At 62.6% G+C, this 15,678-nt stretch carries 16 protein-coding genes; 8 read left to right on the forward strand and 8 right to left on the reverse strand.

Annotated features, from left to right (window positions below):
* Positions 1 to 111: 111 nt before the first annotated feature.
* The 6 genes from ACYVHT_RS03900 to ACYVHT_RS03925 all read right to left on the reverse strand — a co-directional run bounded on the left by ACYVHT_RS03900 (position 112) and on the right by ACYVHT_RS03925 (position 4,404).
* On the reverse strand, positions 112 to 453 hold the full coding sequence (locus ACYVHT_RS03900) for a hypothetical protein (RefSeq protein WP_460548165.1): 342 nt from the start codon (positions 451 to 453) through the stop codon (positions 112 to 114).
* Positions 454 to 600: 147 nt separating this feature from the next.
* Positions 601 to 801, reverse strand: a complete 201-nt coding sequence (locus ACYVHT_RS03905; protein ID WP_460548167.1) for a hypothetical protein — start codon at positions 799 to 801, stop codon at positions 601 to 603.
* Between the two features lie 45 nt (positions 802 to 846).
* Positions 847 to 1,650: an inositol monophosphatase family protein gene (locus tag ACYVHT_RS03910; RefSeq protein WP_460548170.1), complete on the reverse strand. Its 804-nt coding sequence runs from the start codon at positions 1,648 to 1,650 to the stop codon at positions 847 to 849.
* Between the two features lie 10 nt (positions 1,651 to 1,660).
* Complete coding sequence (gene lnt, locus ACYVHT_RS03915; protein WP_460548172.1) at positions 1,661 to 3,412, reverse strand: apolipoprotein N-acyltransferase; 1,752 nt, start codon at positions 3,410 to 3,412, stop codon at positions 1,661 to 1,663.
* Positions 3,324 to 4,088: a 16S rRNA (cytidine(1402)-2'-O)-methyltransferase gene (rsmI, locus tag ACYVHT_RS03920; protein WP_460548174.1), complete on the reverse strand. Its 765-nt coding sequence runs from the start codon at positions 4,086 to 4,088 to the stop codon at positions 3,324 to 3,326. The genes lnt and rsmI overlap by 89 nt, the downstream gene beginning before the upstream one ends.
* Before the next feature lie 67 nt (positions 4,089 to 4,155).
* Positions 4,156 to 4,404 (reverse strand): 4a-hydroxytetrahydrobiopterin dehydratase, encoded by a 249-nt coding sequence (locus ACYVHT_RS03925; protein WP_460548176.1) that lies wholly within the window; start codon positions 4,402 to 4,404, stop codon positions 4,156 to 4,158.
* 130 nt (positions 4,405 to 4,534) lie between these two features.
* On the opposite strand from ACYVHT_RS03925, the gene ACYVHT_RS03930 reads away from it, so the two are divergent.
* From ACYVHT_RS03930 to ACYVHT_RS03945, 4 genes are all read left to right on the forward strand, one after another.
* Complete coding sequence (locus ACYVHT_RS03930; protein ID WP_460548178.1) at positions 4,535 to 5,038, forward strand: hypothetical protein; 504 nt, start codon at positions 4,535 to 4,537, stop codon at positions 5,036 to 5,038.
* A 54-nt stretch (positions 5,039 to 5,092) separates the two neighbouring features.
* Positions 5,093 to 5,308, forward strand: a complete 216-nt coding sequence (locus ACYVHT_RS03935; RefSeq protein WP_460548181.1) for a hypothetical protein — start codon at positions 5,093 to 5,095, stop codon at positions 5,306 to 5,308.
* A 166-nt stretch (positions 5,309 to 5,474) separates the two neighbouring features.
* On the forward strand, positions 5,475 to 6,173 hold the full coding sequence (locus ACYVHT_RS03940) for a metallophosphoesterase family protein (protein WP_460548183.1): 699 nt from the start codon (positions 5,475 to 5,477) through the stop codon (positions 6,171 to 6,173).
* A 574-nt stretch (positions 6,174 to 6,747) separates the two neighbouring features.
* The gene (locus ACYVHT_RS03945) at positions 6,748 to 9,285 is read left to right on the forward strand and encodes an autotransporter outer membrane beta-barrel domain-containing protein (protein WP_460548185.1); all 2,538 of its coding nucleotides are present in this window, start codon (positions 6,748 to 6,750) and stop codon (positions 9,283 to 9,285) included.
* Positions 9,286 to 9,467: 182 nt separating this feature from the next.
* On the opposite strand, the gene ACYVHT_RS03950 is transcribed toward ACYVHT_RS03945, so the two are convergent.
* Together ACYVHT_RS03950 and ACYVHT_RS03955 are read right to left on the reverse strand one after the other, a co-directional pair.
* Entirely contained in the window at positions 9,468 to 10,910 is a 1,443-nt protein-coding gene (locus tag ACYVHT_RS03950; protein ID WP_460548187.1) for an aldehyde dehydrogenase, read from the reverse strand.
* 76 nt (positions 10,911 to 10,986) lie between these two features.
* On the reverse strand, positions 10,987 to 11,715 hold the full coding sequence (locus ACYVHT_RS03955; protein ID WP_460548189.1) for a class I SAM-dependent methyltransferase: 729 nt from the start codon (positions 11,713 to 11,715) through the stop codon (positions 10,987 to 10,989).
* A 127-nt stretch (positions 11,716 to 11,842) separates the two neighbouring features.
* Between ACYVHT_RS03955 and ACYVHT_RS03960 the strand changes: the two genes are divergently transcribed.
* The 4 genes from ACYVHT_RS03960 to ACYVHT_RS03975 all read left to right on the forward strand — a co-directional run bounded on the left by ACYVHT_RS03960 (position 11,843) and on the right by ACYVHT_RS03975 (position 15,668).
* Positions 11,843 to 12,778, forward strand: a complete 936-nt coding sequence (locus ACYVHT_RS03960; RefSeq protein ID WP_460548191.1) for a glycosyltransferase family 2 protein — start codon at positions 11,843 to 11,845, stop codon at positions 12,776 to 12,778.
* A 154-nt stretch (positions 12,779 to 12,932) separates the two neighbouring features.
* On the forward strand, positions 12,933 to 14,477 hold the full coding sequence (locus tag ACYVHT_RS03965; protein ID WP_460548193.1) for a glycosyltransferase family 39 protein: 1,545 nt from the start codon (positions 12,933 to 12,935) through the stop codon (positions 14,475 to 14,477).
* A gap of 68 nt (positions 14,478 to 14,545) precedes the next feature.
* Positions 14,546 to 15,055, forward strand: a complete 510-nt coding sequence (locus ACYVHT_RS03970) for a hypothetical protein (protein ID WP_460548195.1) — start codon at positions 14,546 to 14,548, stop codon at positions 15,053 to 15,055.
* Positions 15,056 to 15,122: 67 nt separating this feature from the next.
* Positions 15,123 to 15,668: a carbohydrate binding domain-containing protein gene (locus ACYVHT_RS03975; RefSeq protein ID WP_460548197.1), complete on the forward strand. Its 546-nt coding sequence runs from the start codon at positions 15,123 to 15,125 to the stop codon at positions 15,666 to 15,668.
* The last annotated feature ends 10 nt before the right edge of the window (positions 15,669 to 15,678 follow it).

Raw genomic sequence — 15,678 nt, forward strand, 5'->3', positions numbered from 1 at the left:
CGCCGGCCCGCAAAGTAACTGCCCCAACGCACAAAAGCCCTTCCGGTCGGGGCCGCCTGCGGGTTGCAGGCGGCCCCGACCGGAAGGGCCTGGCAGAACGGCGGGCCGGGACTACTTGTCCTTCTTCGTGAGGTTTTTGCCGAGGTCTTCCACTTGTTTGAGGAAGTCGTCGGTGTCGGCGTCGGCGTAGGTGCCGTAGGCGTTCGAGATGGTGCCTTTCACGCCATCGGTGGCCTCAATGGCGTAGAGCACCGACATGTCGTCGGGGTTGCTCTCGCCCTCGAAGCGGTAAAAGTCCACGATGGTTACCTCATCGGGCGCGTAGCTCTTCTGCGAGTCTGAGTTGATGGTTTGCAGGCGGCCGTCCACGACGTTGAAATCCTGGGTGAAGCCGTCCTTGGTCAGTTTTTTCTCAACGTTGACGAGCGAACGTTCTTCTTCTTTGTCCTGCATAGCGGTGGGGTATTTTGGTAATGTGAAGCGGGCCGGACCGGCCCCAAAGCCAGCCGCCCCCGCCCCGGCTATACGGAGCCGGGGCGGGGGCGGGTTATGCCAAATTCATAGAAAAAATACGGAGGTCCTATACCGGCGCGCAGCGGCCTATTTCGCGGCGGCCCGGGCCTCAATGGTGCGCTGCAGCTGGTCCACGTCGAGCTGCCCGCAGGCACCGCCGCAGCCCTTGGCGCAGCCCGCCGCCGTCTTGCTGAAAAACGCCCGGTAGAAAATGCGGCCCACGTAGAAAGCTGCCCCGGCAAACAGCACGGCAATGAGGCAGTATTGAAGGAGAATGGAGGCAGACATGCCGGGTAAACTGCGCTTTGCAGGGAAAAGTTTGCAGCGAACGGGCTACCGCCAGAACTCGCCGATGGTCTGCTGCACCTCGGCGTGAATGAGCCGGTTGCTGGCCACCAGCTCGCGCCCGAACAGCGGGTCGCCATCCGTGAGAAACTGCGTGACGTGGCCGCCCGCCTCGCGCACCAGCAAAATGCCCGCCGCTACGTCGTAGGAGTTGAGGTTGAACTCGAAAAAAGCTTCGAACCGCCCGGCCGCGACGTAAGCCAAATCCACTGCCGCCGAGCCGAGGCGGCGCACGCCGTGGCTGCGCGTGAAAAACGCGCCCATAATCCGGAGAAAGGCATCGAGCCGGCCGAAATCCTTGTAGGGAAAACCCGTGGCAATGAGCGAGCTGTTCAGCTCGGCCACGTCGGTCACGTGGATGGGCGCATCGTTGCAGAATGCCCCGCCGCCCCGCACCGCCCGGAAGCTCTCATCGAGGTTTACCTCATGCACCACGCCCACCACCAGCTCTTTCTGGTGCAGCAGCGCCACGCTGATGGAGTACACCGGCAGGCCGTGCACGAAGTTGGTGGTGCCATCGAGCGGGTCGATTATCCAGACGAATTCCTCGGCGTGGGCATCGGGGCCGGCGGTGCCTTCTTCGGTGATGAAGCCGGCCTGGGGCAGCAGCTGGCGCAGGCCGGCCACGAGGCGGCGCTCGGTTTCCTGGTCCACGTAGCTCACGAGGTCGTGCAGGCCCTTGTGCTCAATGCTGGCGCGGTCGAACGTGGTGGCTTCCTGCCGGATGAACTGCGCGGTGCGGCGGCAGAGGGCGGCGAGGTCGTGGGAGAGCTGGGTGAAGTCGGGGAGCATAGAATAACTGTTAAATGACGGAAGGACGGCGGCTCCAGCCCCGCACAATGGCCCCCAGCAGCAGCAGCACGGCCAGCGCCTGCGCGCCGCGCCCAATCAGCTCGCCGAAGCGCACGTAAAACGTCACCTCATCGTTCAAATGCACGGTGGCGCGGCTGGCGGTCGGAATCCAGGCCGTTTCGCGCTGCGTGATTTCGCCCTTCTGGTTGATGAAGCCGGTGAAGCCGGTGTTGGCCGAGCGGGCCAGGTCGCGGCGCGTTTCGATGCAGCGCAGCTGGCCGTAGCTCAGCAGCTGCCGGTAGCCGGGCGAGTCGTGCCACCAGGCATCGTTGGTGACGAGGCCCAGCAGCGTGGCCCCGTTGTGGGCGTACTCGGCAATGAAGTCGCCGTAAATGGACTCGTAGCAAATGACCGGTGCCACGCGCAGCGCCGGCGCATTGGCCGGGGCCGCATACACGGTGCGCTCGGCCTGGCTGCCCACGCTGCCCACGGTGCCGCCCAGGTCGATGTGCGAGATGAGCGAGGCCAGCACGGGCGGAATCTTCTCCACGCCGGGCACCAGGCGCGACTTGTGGTAGAAGGCAACGGGCGCGGTGGCCGAGGCGAAGTACGCGCCGGTATTGAAGATGTCGTAGTAGCCCAGGTCGTCGCGGTAGCGGGCGGTTTCGCTGGCCGCGTCTTTGTTCGGGTATGAGTTGATGGTGGTGATGCCCGTGAGCAGCGCCACGCCGGGGTGCCGCGCCAGCCACTCGCGCACGCGGCGGATTTTGGGATTGGTTTCGACGGTGGTTTCCCACACGGCTTCTTCCAGCGCCGTTTCAGGCCAGAGCACCAGACGCGTCTGGGGCGTGAGGTGCTGCTCGGAGAGCTGGAGCATCCGGCTCAGCTGCTCGTCGTAGGGAATAAATCGGGGCCCGCCCTCGAACTTCTCCACGTAGGGGTCGAAGTTGGGCTGCACCACCACGACTTCGGCCGTCGGGCCCTTTTCCTGATAGGCTTTCCCAATCGCGAAGGACAAGGCGATGGGGGTTATCATAGCCAACCATCCCCAATGCAGCCATCTAAACCGGTGTTGAAATTGAAAAGGGCTGACTGCCGCGAAGTTGTTGGGACGCTGCTTCTTCAGATGCAGCCAATGGAGGAGAAAATTGAACCAGATGAGGTTCACCGCCCACACCCACACGCTTCCGCCCAGAAAGCCCGTGTACTCGTACCACTGCACCCATTGCGGCGCGGCCGCGAAGCCGTTGCCCAGCGTGAGCCAGGGCCAGGTGATGTCCCAGTGCAGGTGCAGCTGCTCGAACGCAATCCAGTACACCGGCAGCGAGAGGTAGCCCCAGCGGTTGCCCAGCCGCTTCTTGGTTTGGCGGAAGGCCATGAGCGGCAGGCACATGAGCAGGGCATTGAGCACCACGGCAGCAATGCCGGCCGCCAAATCAGCATAGCTTACCCACCAGGTAGTGAGGGCGTTCCAGAGCACCAGCAGCAGGTAGGTGCTGGCGAATACCCGGCCCTTGCGGGCCCCCGTCAGCGTAAGCTGCCGCTCCATAACCAGATACGGCACCCAGCCGATGAACAGCAGCGGCACCAGCCACGCCGTGGGCCACGGCGCCCAGCCGCCGCTGAGCAGCAGCGCGCCCAGCACGGCCAGCAGCAACGGGCGCTGGTGCCAGCTAGTCGTCGCCGTCGAGGTCATCGTCGTCGGCAGGGCGGCGGTATCGGTCTTCGCGGCCGGGGCGGGGCTCGCGGGCGGGCGGGGCAAGGTTTCCTTCGACGACAACGACAATTTCTCCTTTAATAGCGGGCCGGGCGGCGAAGTCAGCCTCCAGGCTGGCCAGCGTGCCGGTCACGGTTTCTTCAAATAGCTTGGTGAGCTCGCGGCTGACGGAGGCCGGCCGCTGCGGGCCCAGCACCTCGGCCAGCTGGCCCAGGGTTTTCACAATGCGGTGCGGCGACTCGTAGAAAATCATGGTCCGGGTTTCCGCAGCCAGCTGCTGCAAACGGGTCTGCCGGCCTTTCTTCACCGGCAAAAACCCTTCGAACGTGAACCGCTCGGCCCCGAAGCCCGATTTCAGCAGCGCTGGCACAAACGCCGTAGCCCCTGGCAAACATTCTACGCCCAAGCCCCGCGCCAGGCACTCGCGCACCAACAGAAAGCCGGGGTCGGAGATTCCCGGCGTGCCGGCATCGGACACCAGCGCCATGGTTTCGCCGGTTGCAAGCCGGTCGAGCAGGCGGGGCACCTGCTGGTGCTCGTTGTGCAGGTGGTAGGAGAGCAGCGGCTTCTTGATGCCCAGGTGCTGCATCAGCCGGCCGCTGGTGCGGGTGTCTTCGCAGAGCACGGTGCTCACCTCGCCCAGCACGCGGATGGCCCGCAGGGTAATATCTTCCAGATTGCCGATGGGCGTGGGCACGAGGTACAGAACCGTGTTGGGCATAAGGCAAAGGTAGGTTTTCGGTGAACAGCAATCGGTGTACCGCTGCTAACCGCGTACCGATAACTATTCACTGCTTTTCATGCCGCGCCGCCACGGCATCAATGGCCACGGCCAGCCGGTGGTCGCGCACGGTCACGGTGTTGCCGGCGTCGTGGGTACGCAGGCGGAATTCCACCACGTTGTACTCGTTGCTGAACCAGGGGTGATGGTCGAGGCGCTCGGCTTCGGCGGCCACGTCGGTAAGGAAGGCAAAGGCCGTCTTGAAGTCGGCGAAGCGGAAGCTGCGGCAGAGGCTGTTGTCGGTTTCAATCCACATGGTTTTCACTATATTTAACAACGCTGACTGGCCGCGCTGGTAGCGCGCCGGTAAAACCCAAACGGGAAATCCAAAGTACACCTTTTCCCAACACTGCTTTCCCCCATCCAGACCCTTTACCCGTAGCAAAATGGCCATCGACCCCAACAACCGCCCCATTCGCGTCATCAACGACGACACCACCAACGAAGAAATGGAGGCCGGCCACCACATCCCGAACGCCGACCCGCCCAAGAACGATGCCGCCCGCGGCGGCTTCGGCAACCGCGATGGCAAGGAAGGCTTCGGCTCCGACACGTCGGGCGGCGAAACGGCCCTGGGCGTGAACGAAACCGCCGACAACATGAGCCCGCCCGCCGACAACATGCGCTCCAGCGACGAAGGCCGCGACGACCGCGCCAATCAGGACCTGCCGCCCCTCGACGAGTATACCGACACCATTATCCCCAGCGGCCGCCCCGTCGATGAGCTCGATGCCCACGACCTGCGCCCCGGCGTGGACGAGATGCTGAACCCCAACTCCCGCGTGGGCATGGGCCAGATGGAGCCCCGCCCCCTCCCGCCCATTACCGGCACCGATACCAACGCCGAGCTGACCGACCCCAACGCGTCCGATTCGGCCATCGACCAATAAGCTTTTGGCCGGCTACCACCGGCCTTTCTTTCCACGTTTTTAATCCCTTTCGCCATGTCCACGCACCACAATGCCCAGAAAACCGGAGAGCATCCCAACGAGCGCAGCCTCGAAGGCCAACCCAAAGCCGATGCCCTGCCGGTGAGCGAAACCACCGACCAAACCGAGGACCAGCTCGAACAGGATGCCCTTGATGCCGGCCTGCGCCACCCCAACCGCAGCTACGACAAGGCCGACCTGGACAAGCCGGCCTACGGGGGCGGCCACTAAAGCCGAGCGGGCTGCTTTACTCAAGCCACCAGAACGTCATGCCTAACGAAGCCGAAGCAGCTCTACTGCGCAAGTAATCCTTTTTACTTCTCCGGTAGAGCTGCTTCGGCTTCGCTCGGCATGACGTTCTGTTTACCGTCTCTTAATAGTCAATCCTCCTCGCTTCGTGAGCCGCTACGCCACCACCGACCTGCACGGCTGCCTGCACACTTTCCGTCGGCTGGTAGAGGAAACGCTTCAGCTCACCCGCCACGATGAGCTGTACCTGCTGGGCGACTACGTGAACAAAGGCCCGGACAGCCGTGGCGTACTCGACTACCTGATGCAGCTGCAAGCGGCTGGCTACCGGGTGCAGTGCCTGCGCGGCAACCACGACCAGGCCCTGCTCGATGCCGCCCGGCACCGCTGGCGCTGGGACTGGCTGGGGCCGCGCGGCCGGCTGCCCACCCTGCGCAGCTTCGGCGTGGCGCGCCTCTCCGATATTCCCGGCCATTACCTCGACTGGCTGGCCGCGCTGCCCTACGAGATTGAACTGCCCGATTTCATGCTGGTGCACGCCGGCTACAACTTCGCCCTGCCACCCGCCGAGATGCGCCAGGACTATTCCACCATGCTCAATACCAGGAAGTACGTGTATGACCCCTCGCGCCTGGGCGGGCGGCGCCTGCTGCACGGCCACGTGCCCACCCCCACCGCGCAGGTGCGCGCCAAAGCGGCCACGCACCCCGGCGCGCTGGGGCTTGATACCGGCTGCGTGTACCGCCACAACCCTGAGATGGCCCACCTCACCGCCCTCAACCTCGATACCTGGGAGCTGACACTGGTGCCCAACTGCGAGCCGCCCTACACCATCGGCAAGCGCTGATTGCCATCGGCCGTATTACTTAGCCAATGCCTGTCGCTTACACGAAGCGGCAGGCATTTTGCATTATTTGTGTGTTAATAATGTGTTTTGGTTTTCAACAGACAGCCACACGGTGCAATTTATCAAGACAATATTATTGAAATAATTATAAAACATTCCCATTCCGAATAGGAGGCAGTGTACGTTATAAGGTGACTGACCGGATTTAAGCTTAGGTAGCAATTTTTCATAAAAATTGAAAATATTATGGCACAATTGCTTGATTATCGTATGAATGTGAATAGAAAATGCAATGCAAATAGGACTATGACCGCGAGAAATTGATTGGCGCATTGCGAAACGACTTATACAGGCATAAGTTTGAACAACGCTATTAAATCCATTTTCACTATCCATCAGCTAGTACACTACCAGTTCGACATATACCGCGTGCGATTATAACTATCCGGGGCCAGCACTTGCCGGCCTCCCGTTAGAGCGGAGTCCTGACCAGCAGGACGACTTTCTGCCGGCTCCCACCGGGGGCCGGCAGAATCCTTCGGAATTCTTCTTACCCATCTTTTTTCCTACTATTATGAAACACTTCTCCTCTGTACAGTCCGACGGTTTCGATGCGGTACCCGTCCAATCGTGGCGGGTGCGTCGTAACCAACTAATGGGCTTGGTGCTGGGCCTGGTGCTGCTGGGCGGGCGGGCCGAAGCAGCCGTTATTCTCACGGTGGGCACCACGGGCGGGGCCACCTATCCCACTATTACGGCGGCGCTGGCGGCAGTGCCCTCGCCCCTCACGCAGCCCTACGAGCTGCGCTTGCTCGACGCGGCCTATGCGGAAGATGTGGTGCTGGCCAAAACCGGCTCGGCCATCAATACGCTCACCATCAAGCCGGCGGCGGGCGTGAGCCCGGTCATTACCGGCACGCTCACGTTCGGCACGGGCAGCGCCTACACCACCCTGGATGGCAACAACGGCACGCTGTCGCGGGCGCTCACGCTGCGGCAGGCCAGCGTTTCGGCTCCGACGCTGATATTCAGTGGTGACGCCTCGGACAACCAGGTGCGCGAGGCGGTGGTGCTGGGCTCCAACACGCTGCTCACCAGTGGCGTGGTGGTGGTGGGCGACGGCCTGACGACCGGCAACGACCGCAACGCCATCACCCGGAGCTTTGTGGGCAATGCCGACCCGGCCCTGCTGCCCGCCAACCTGGTGTACGCAGCCAATGCCGGCAGCGGCACCAATGATGGTTTCGCGCTGACCAACAGCGAGCTGTTCAACTTCAACCGCACGGGCGTGCTGGTGGCCGCCGGCAACGGCGACCAGTGGACCATCAGCGGCAATAGCTTTTATTATAACATCATTGCCGTGCCCACCACGGCCCAGACGGCCATCGATTTCCGCCCCGGCAGCGGGGCCAACGATGCCACCATCAGCGATAACGCCATTGGCGGGCGGGCGGCTGGTGCCACGGGCGGCATCTGGGAAAATGCCGGCACGCAGAACTTTCGGGGCATCGTGATGAGCTGCGGCAACAGCGCCACGCTCACCAATGATGTGATGAACAACACCGTGAGCCAGGTAAGCCTGACCGGGGTGAGCAGCGCCGCCCTCACGGCCCTGGGCGTGGCCGCCGGCCGCGCCGAGCTGACCGGCAACGCCGTAACCAACGTGACGAGTACCGGCACCAGCGGCGTGAACAGCCTCGTGAGCCAGGCCACCACCATCCTGAACTCCTTCACGGTGAGCAGCGGCCAGCTGATGGTGGTGGAAAGCGGCCTGACCGTGGTGCTGGGCGACCTCACCAACGCGGGCATCCTCAACCATACGGGCGGCGACATTCTCATCAACGGCAACTTCACTAACTCGGGCACCTTTGCCCAGACGTTGGGCGATGTCGAAATCAAGGGCGACATGATTAACAGCGGGCAGTTTACCTGCTCTACGGGCAAGGTGAAGCTCACCGGCCCTACTGACCAGACCGTGAGCGGCGGCCTCTACTTTAACCTGGAGGTGAACGGCGGCGGCACCAAAACCTTCACCGACGACGCCACGGTGTACAACGGCGTGCAGATGTTGAGCGGGGTGCTGGCCACCGGCCCTTTCCGCCTCAAGCTCGACAACCTGGCCAACCTGGTGGAAACCGAAACCAGCTACGTGCTGGGCCGCGTGGACGTGCGCCGCACCCCGGCCATCGGCGCCACCGAAACCTTCGGCGGCATTGGGCTGAGCATGCAGCCCGTGGCCGGCTCGCTGCTGCCGGGTGCCACCTCGGTGAGCCGCTATACGGGCGTGGCCGCTACCGGCGTGGCCGGCCGCCAGAGCATTCTGCGCTACTTCGACATTACCCCGACCATCAACAACAACAGCCTGAACATGGGCCTGAGCATCGATTACTTTGTGCACGAGCTAAACGGCATTGCGCCCGCCAACCTGCGCTTTTATAAATCGACGAACAGCGGCGCTACCTGGCAGAACAAGGGCATCACCACTTCTGGCACCAACACGGCTTTCCTGGCCAATGTGAACGGCTTCTCGCGCTGGACCTTGGGCGACCTCACCAACCCGCTGCCCGTGGGCCTCACCGCCTTCCAGGCCGAGCGCCAGGGCCAGAACGCCCTCCTGACCTGGACCACGGCTTCGGAGCACAACAACCGCGGCTTCGGCCTCGAAGTATCGCTCGATGGCAAGGCCTACCGCCAAATCGGTTTCGTGGGAGCCGAGGGCAGCGGCACCAGCAGCACTGCCCGCACCTACCGCTTCGTGGATGCTGCCGAGGGCAAAACCGGCGTGCGCTACTACCGCCTGCGCCAGGACGACCGCGACGGCGGCAGCCAGTACTTCGCGCCCCAGCAGCTGCGTTTCGATGGTGTTCCGGTCAGCTTCGCGGCCTACCCCACGCAGTTTGCCCAGGCCCTGACCGTGGCCCTGAGCCATCCCACTGCCACCTCGGCCACCCTGCGCCTGCTCGATGGCATGGGCCGCACGGTGTGGCAGCAGGAGCAGCCCCTCACGACTGGCACGCCCCTGCAGGTGCAGCCGGCCTGTGCTGCCGGCGTGTACACGCTCACGGCCACCGTGGGTGGCCAGGTACTGCGTCAGCGCGTGGTGCGCGAGTAAGGTTTTTTGCCAGGCTAGCGCATTCCTCATGGAGGCATGCATCTATGGCTATCCATTTCCCGGCTATAATTATCTAGGCTATTATTCGTGAACAATAGAATCCCCGGCCAGGCAACTGACCGGGGATTTTTATTGAACGCAAGACCTGAAAATCAAGTACGTGCCCCCCTGTCTGCCTGCCGCTACAGCTTCACGCACACGTTCTGGGCCTCGGTGAAGAAGCGCAGCGCCTCCAGCCCGCCCTCGCGGCCAACGCCGGAATTCTTCATGCCGCCGAAGGGCGTGCGCAGGTCGCGGTGCAGCCAGGTGTTTATCCACACGATGCCGCTGTGCAGCTGGTGCGCCACGCGGTGGGCGCGCTGCAGGTCGCGCGTCCAGATGGTGGCCGACAAGCCGTAGTCGGTGCTGTTGGCCATCATCAGGGCTTCTTCGTCGGTGTCGAAGGGTGTGAGGGTGACCACCGGGCCAAAGATTTCTTCCTGGTTGGTGCGGCAGTTGTAAGGCAGGTTTTCGAACACGGTGGGTTCGAGGAAGTAGCCGTTTGCGCAGCGGCCGGGCACGGTGGCGCGGTGGCCGCCGGCCAGCAGCACGCCCCCCTCTTCATGCGCCAGCTCGATGTAAGCCAGCACCTTATTCAGATGCGCCTCGCTCACCAACGCGCCTTGTTTGGTATCGGCTTCGAGCGGGTCACCAATTTTCTGGTCCTTGAGCTGCTTGAGAAACTCCGTTTTGAAAGCTTCGTAAATCGGGCGCTCGATGAGGAGGCGCGAGCCGCAGAGGCAAATCTGCCCCTGGTTGGCGAAGCTGCTGCGGATGCTGGTGGCCACGGCGGCGGCCAGGTCGCAGTCGGCAAAAACGAGGTTGGGGTTCTTGCCGCCCAGCTCCAGGCTCAGCTTTTTGAACATGGGGGCCGCCGTGCGCGCCAGGTGCCGCCCCGTAGCCGTGCCCCCCGTGAAGCTGATGGCCTTGATGCCCGGATGCTCCACAATGGCCTGCCCGCAGTTCGGCCCGTTGCCGTGGATGATGTTGAGCACCCCCGCCGGCAGCCCGGCTTCGATGCACAGCTCACTCAGCAAAAAAGCCGTGGCCGGCGTGATTTCCGACGGCTTGGCCACCACGCAGCAGCCCACGGCCAGGGCCGGCGCAATCTTCCAGGTGAAGAGGTAGAGCGGCAGGTTCCAGGGCGAGATGCAGCCCACCACGCCCACCGGATGGCGCACCGTGTAGTTCACGGCCACGCCTTCCTGCACGTGGGCCTCGGTGGCAAAATGCCCGGCGGCGGTGCCGAAAAAGTGGAAGTTGGAAGCCGCCCGTGGAATATCCATCACGCGGGCCAGGGCCAGGGGCTTGCCGTTGTCCTGGCTTTCGGCGCGGGCCAGGCGCTCCAGGCTGGCATCAATCAGGTCAGCAATTCGGACCAGCAGGCGGCCCCGGTCCTCGGCGGGCAGGGCGCGCCAGGCCGGCAGGGCGGCCTCGGCAGCGGCCACGGCGGCGGCTACGTCTTCGGGGCCGGAATCGGGAATCTGGCCGTACACCTGGCCGGTGGCGGGCTCCACGTTGTCGAGGTAGCGGCCGGCCTGGGGCGGCACGAGCTGGCCATTGAGGTAATTCTGAATGCGAAGCATGGGCGGGGGCGAGTGGGAGCAGGCAAAAATAACGGCCCCGGCCTTGCGCGCGCCATCCGGCGCGGCGCCGGCGGCGCTACGCTGGCTTTTGCACCACCGCCAGCACCGATTTGCCCAGCGCAAAGCCGGTGAGGCGGTCGGCCAGCCGCGAAACGGGCACGATGTTGTTGTCCCAGAACTTTATCTGGGCCAGCGTGGGGTAGCTCTGTTTCAGAAACAGCTTATTGGCGGCCGAAGCCAGCAGGCCCACGCTGTCGAGGTACACCAGCTGCTGAATGCGGCAGCCGGCGGGCAGGGCACGCCGCACCATGTCGCGGGTGTAGCGCCGGAAGTGGCCGATGGCCTTATCGAATGGGCTGAACAGCCACTGGTGCGCCGGCACAATAATCAGAATGCTGCCGCCCGGCACCAGGCGGGCGTAGGCACGGCGCAGCTCGGCGGCGTCGTCCTCAATGTGCTCAATGACATCGATGTACAGGATGGCATCGAACTGGCCTTCGCTGGCAGGCAGGTCCTCCAGCGTGCCCACGTGCAGGCGGCAAATGTCGGGCAGCTGGCCCTGGCTCTTCAGCTCGGTGATGTGGCTGGCAAGGGCCGCATCGGGCTCCACGCAAAGCCAGTCGGCCTGGCTGCCGTCGCACAGCGAGCGGGTGGTGCCCCCGATGCCCGCGCCCACTTCCAGCACCCGGCCGTGCAGAAAAGGCTTCAGGCGGCCCCCGTAGTAGGCCTTCCAGTGCGTAGCGTGTTCAAACAGCGCCAGCTCATTGCCAATGTAGTTGGTAACGTCGGGGGTGGGGGCGGCCATGGAAAGGAATCGGGTTGATGAGAAGAAAAGCCGCGTGCGAAAGCCGGGGCCGGGCCAACAAATATAATTGGCCGCGCCCCGGCCGGTGCCGAAGGGCATAAGTCTGGCAACCGATACCTTTGCTACCATGTCCGCTCCTCTCCTATCCGTTGTTATTCCGGTTTATAACGAAGAAGCGCTGGTTGACACGCTGGTCGGCCGGTGCGTAGCCGCGCTGGCCACCATCAGCCCCGACTTCGAGATTATCTGCGTGGACGATGGCAGCCGCGACCAGACCCTGCCCCGCCTGCTGGCCCTGCGCACCGCCGAGCCCCGCCTGAAGGTGCTGGCCCTGTCGCGCAACTTCGGCCACCAGTCGGCCTACACCGCCGGCCTGCACGCCGCCCGGGGCGAATACGTGGCCATGATGGACGGCGACCTGCAGGACCCGCCCGAGGTGCTGCCCCGCATGTACGAACTGCTGCGCCACGACGCCCACGACGTGGCCTACGGCCACCGCACCGACCGCGCCGAAGGCTTCTTCAAGCAATTGCTTATCAAGAGCTTTCACGGCATTTTTCGCAATTTCTCCAAGCTTCAGGAAGCCGATAATGTGGGCAATTTCTCCATGCTCAACCGCCGGGCGCTCACGTCGTTTCTGAGCTTGCAGGAGAAAAACCGCTACCTGCCCGGCCTGCGCTCCTTCATCGGCTACCGGCAGGTGAGCGTGCCCTACTCCCGCGATGCCCGCCCCGACGGCACCCTGCCCAAGATGTCGTACAAGCGGCTGTTTGCGCTGGCGCTCGATGCCCTGTTTTCCTTCTCCAACCTGCCCATCAAAATCTGCCTCTACACGGGGCTGTTTGGGATGCTGGTCTTCTTCGCGGCCGGCATCTACGTCCTCATCAGCAAGGCCGAAGGCGTGGCCGTGCTGGGCTGGACCTCGCTGGGGCTGAGCCTGTATTTTCTGGGGTCCATTCAGCTGCTCTTTCTGGGCATCATGGGCGAGTACGTGTTCCGCATCTACCGCGAAAACCAGAACCGGCCGCTCTATTTCGTGCAGCAATACTACCACGAGGATTAGGCCGGCCGCCGGTGGCGCAACTGCAAGGCACTTTTCGGCTTATCGGCCGCCGCAACCGGTCTAATTCGGAAAAGCCGTGCCTATTTTTGCAGGAATTTTACTTTTCGATTCGCAATTGGCCTTCCCTTTCTCCTTCTCCAAGGCGCCTGTTCGCGTGCTCCGGACGCACCCGTTCCACGTAGCGGCGGCCGTGCTCCTGGCCATTGCGGCGGCCGTTTTCTACCTGCCCTACCTCAGCGAGCTGCCTACCAGCATCCATACCTGGGCGCAGTCCGACCGGCTTTCGCTGGCCATCAATTTCTACGATTACGGCTTTCACCTGTTCACGCCGCGCACCTCGTCGCTGGTTTCCATCGGCGGTGTCACGGGGGTTGAGTTTCCCATTCAGGCCTACCTGGCGGCGCTGGGCGGCCTACTTTTCGGGCGGGGCAGCATTGTCACGCTCTACCGACTGCTGAACGTGGTGACGGTGACGGTGGGCTTCTACTACATGTTCCGGCTGATATACGAGCGCACCGGCAACTTTGCGGCCGGGCTGGTGCCGGGCGCCTTCCTGCTGGCCTCGCCGTTTTTTGCGTTCTACGCCGGCAGTTTCATGCCCGACCCGTTCAGCCTGAGCCTGAGCTTTATCGGCTACTACTACTGGCTGCGCTTCTTCGACGACCGCCGCTTTGCCGACCTGCGCCGGATGGTGCTGCTGCTCACGCTGGCGGGCCTGGTCAAAACCACCACCGCGCTGCACTTTGGCACGGTGGTGGGCTTCACGGTGCTGTGGTCGTTTTTGCAGCCCGAGTTGCTGCTGCCCAAGGAGCGCCGTCAGTTCCTGCTGTTGGCCGGCCTGGGCTTTGGGGCCATCATCGGCATGTTCCTGCGCAACCAGTACCTGAACGAAACCTATTCCTCCTGGCAGTTCATCTCCACGGCCAACCCCATTCAGGACGACGAGGGGCTGCACACGGTGCTGCAGGCAGCCTGGCGCAATCTGGTGCACGAATACGCTACGGTAGCTCAGTACCGTACGCTGGTGGTTTGCATGGTGTTGTTCGTGGTTTTTCTGCGGGCCAACCTGCGCCAGTACCGGCCGCTGGTGCTGCTGCTTGGCGCGTCCATGGTCATTGCCTACGTGTTTGTGAAAATAATGGGCGCCGGGCTGGGCGTACACGACTACCACATGATTTGTGCGTTTGTACCGCCCGCGCTGTTGTTGCTCATTCTGGCGCTGCTCAATCTGGGGCGCTTTGGCGGACCGGTTCGGTACGCCACGGGCCTGGGATTCAGCATAATGGTGTTCTTTCTGGTGGCCAACGGCTACAAACGGCTGCATAAACGCATGAGCGATGATTACCCACCTTTCACCCCCTGGAGCCACGTGTGGATGCGGGGTGGGGCCGAAGAAATGAAGCAAGCCAAGGTGCCTGATACGGCGACTATTCTCGTGGTTAATGAAATGGCCATAAACGTGGGGCAGGTGTATTTCGACCGGCGCGGCGTTGCCTGGCACCCCGAGAACCTGCAAGTGATAACAGCCGACGACCTGCTGAACCACATGGCCCCCGATAAGCTCGAATACGCCGTAATGTCGCAGGCAGACTACGCCACTCTGGCCCCGCAGCACGCTGCGCTGGAGGCCGCTTTCGAAACCGTGGCCCAGCAGCCCGCCGTGATACTTCGCCGCCGCGACTTGTCCCGCCCGTGGTAGCCCCTTTCCCCTCTGCCTGCATGCCTCCGACAATGACGTCTTTTATCCGGCCCCTATCCCTGCTGTCTTTGCTTGCTTTTCTGGGCTGCTCGCCCCGTGGTGGCCGACAAGAAGTTCAGGAACGGGTGGTGATGCACACCAGCTTCGAAGATATTGAGGCATGCTCCGGCATACCCCAGCCCAGCCTGACTACCCAAAAGGCTCACACCGGCGCGGTCAGTATGTTTGTGGATGGGGCGCATCCTTACTCAGCTACCTACCGCAAGGATTTGGGGGCCCTGTTCGACCACCGGCCCCGAAGGCTCACGCTGAGTGCGTGGGTGTGGGTGACTAGCCCCGACGATGATGCCGTGATTGTCGTGGCCATTACCAACCCCAGCGACCCCGACCATCCCACCTTTCGCAAGTCCCTCTACATGACCCCGCTCGGGGGGTCGGGCAAATGGAAGCAAATACGCCAGAGCTTCGAAATGCCTGCCGAAATTCACGCTAACAGCCAGCTCGTTTTATACCTTTGGTATGCTAATGCCCTGTCTCCGGTATATACCGATGACTGGCAGCTTACAGAGCTCTGGTAGCCGTGTCCTTCCCCGTCATAATCCGTCACCACCGCTTTGTTTAAATGAATACCCCCTCAATTATTTTATGAAAAAAATCTTCCTCTTTTCTGCATGTGCACTGGCCCTGGCCTCGTGTGGTGGCAGCGGCTCAGATGCCGAATCGGACCCCAACGTACTCATGCACACCGATTTCGAAAGTGTCGACGGTTGGCTACCCGCTGACCTCAACAGCACCCTGACCCACGAGAAGGCGCACTCGGGCAAAACGTCCATCAAAGTAGATGGCGCACACGAATACAGCCTGGCTTTCTCGAAACCATTTGGACAGCTACACGAGTCGCGTCCGAAAAAAATCAAGGTTTCGGCCTGGACTTTCGTGCCCGATGCACAAGCGGCAGCTTCGCTGGTGATTTCCATCAACGACCCGGCCACGCCCGACAAGCCCGTACTGTGGCAGGCCCTGGAGTTGGGCAAAGAAAGTAAGCCCTACGGCGAGTGGAAAGAAGTGAGCCAGACCATTACTGTACCTGCCAATGTAGGCCCGAACAACAAGCTCGGCTTTTACCTGTGGCGCACTAGTGGCAGCCGTCCGGTTTATGCCGACGACTTCAAGGTGACTTTGGTTGAATAGCTCATAGCCG

It is taken from the genome of Hymenobacter daeguensis (assembly GCF_054780555.1).

Excerpts from the sequence above, each read along its gene's own strand:
- ACYVHT_RS03900 (WP_460548165.1), bottom strand. The coding sequence starts at position 453 with ATGCAGGACAAAGAAGAAGAACGTTCGCTCGTCAACGTTGAGAAAAAA.
- ACYVHT_RS03905 (WP_460548167.1), bottom strand. The coding sequence starts at position 801 with ATGTCTGCCTCCATTCTCCTTCAATACTGCCTCATTGCCGTGCTGTTT.
- ACYVHT_RS03910 (WP_460548170.1), bottom strand. The coding sequence starts at position 1,650 with ATGCTCCCCGACTTCACCCAGCTCTCCCACGACCTCGCCGCCCTCTGC.
- rsmI (WP_460548174.1), bottom strand. The coding sequence starts at position 4,088 with ATGCCCAACACGGTTCTGTACCTCGTGCCCACGCCCATCGGCAATCTG.
- ACYVHT_RS03925 (WP_460548176.1), bottom strand. The coding sequence starts at position 4,404 with ATGTGGATTGAAACCGACAACAGCCTCTGCCGCAGCTTCCGCTTCGCC.
- ACYVHT_RS03930 (WP_460548178.1), top strand. The coding sequence starts at position 4,535 with ATGGCCATCGACCCCAACAACCGCCCCATTCGCGTCATCAACGACGAC.
- ACYVHT_RS03935 (WP_460548181.1), top strand. The coding sequence starts at position 5,093 with ATGTCCACGCACCACAATGCCCAGAAAACCGGAGAGCATCCCAACGAG.
- ACYVHT_RS03945 (WP_460548185.1), top strand. The coding sequence starts at position 6,748 with ATGAAACACTTCTCCTCTGTACAGTCCGACGGTTTCGATGCGGTACCC.
- ACYVHT_RS03950 (WP_460548187.1), bottom strand. The coding sequence starts at position 10,910 with ATGCTTCGCATTCAGAATTACCTCAATGGCCAGCTCGTGCCGCCCCAG.
- ACYVHT_RS03955 (WP_460548189.1), bottom strand. The coding sequence starts at position 11,715 with ATGGCCGCCCCCACCCCCGACGTTACCAACTACATTGGCAATGAGCTG.
- ACYVHT_RS03960 (WP_460548191.1), top strand. The coding sequence starts at position 11,843 with ATGTCCGCTCCTCTCCTATCCGTTGTTATTCCGGTTTATAACGAAGAA.
- ACYVHT_RS03975 (WP_460548197.1), top strand. The coding sequence starts at position 15,123 with ATGAAAAAAATCTTCCTCTTTTCTGCATGTGCACTGGCCCTGGCCTCG.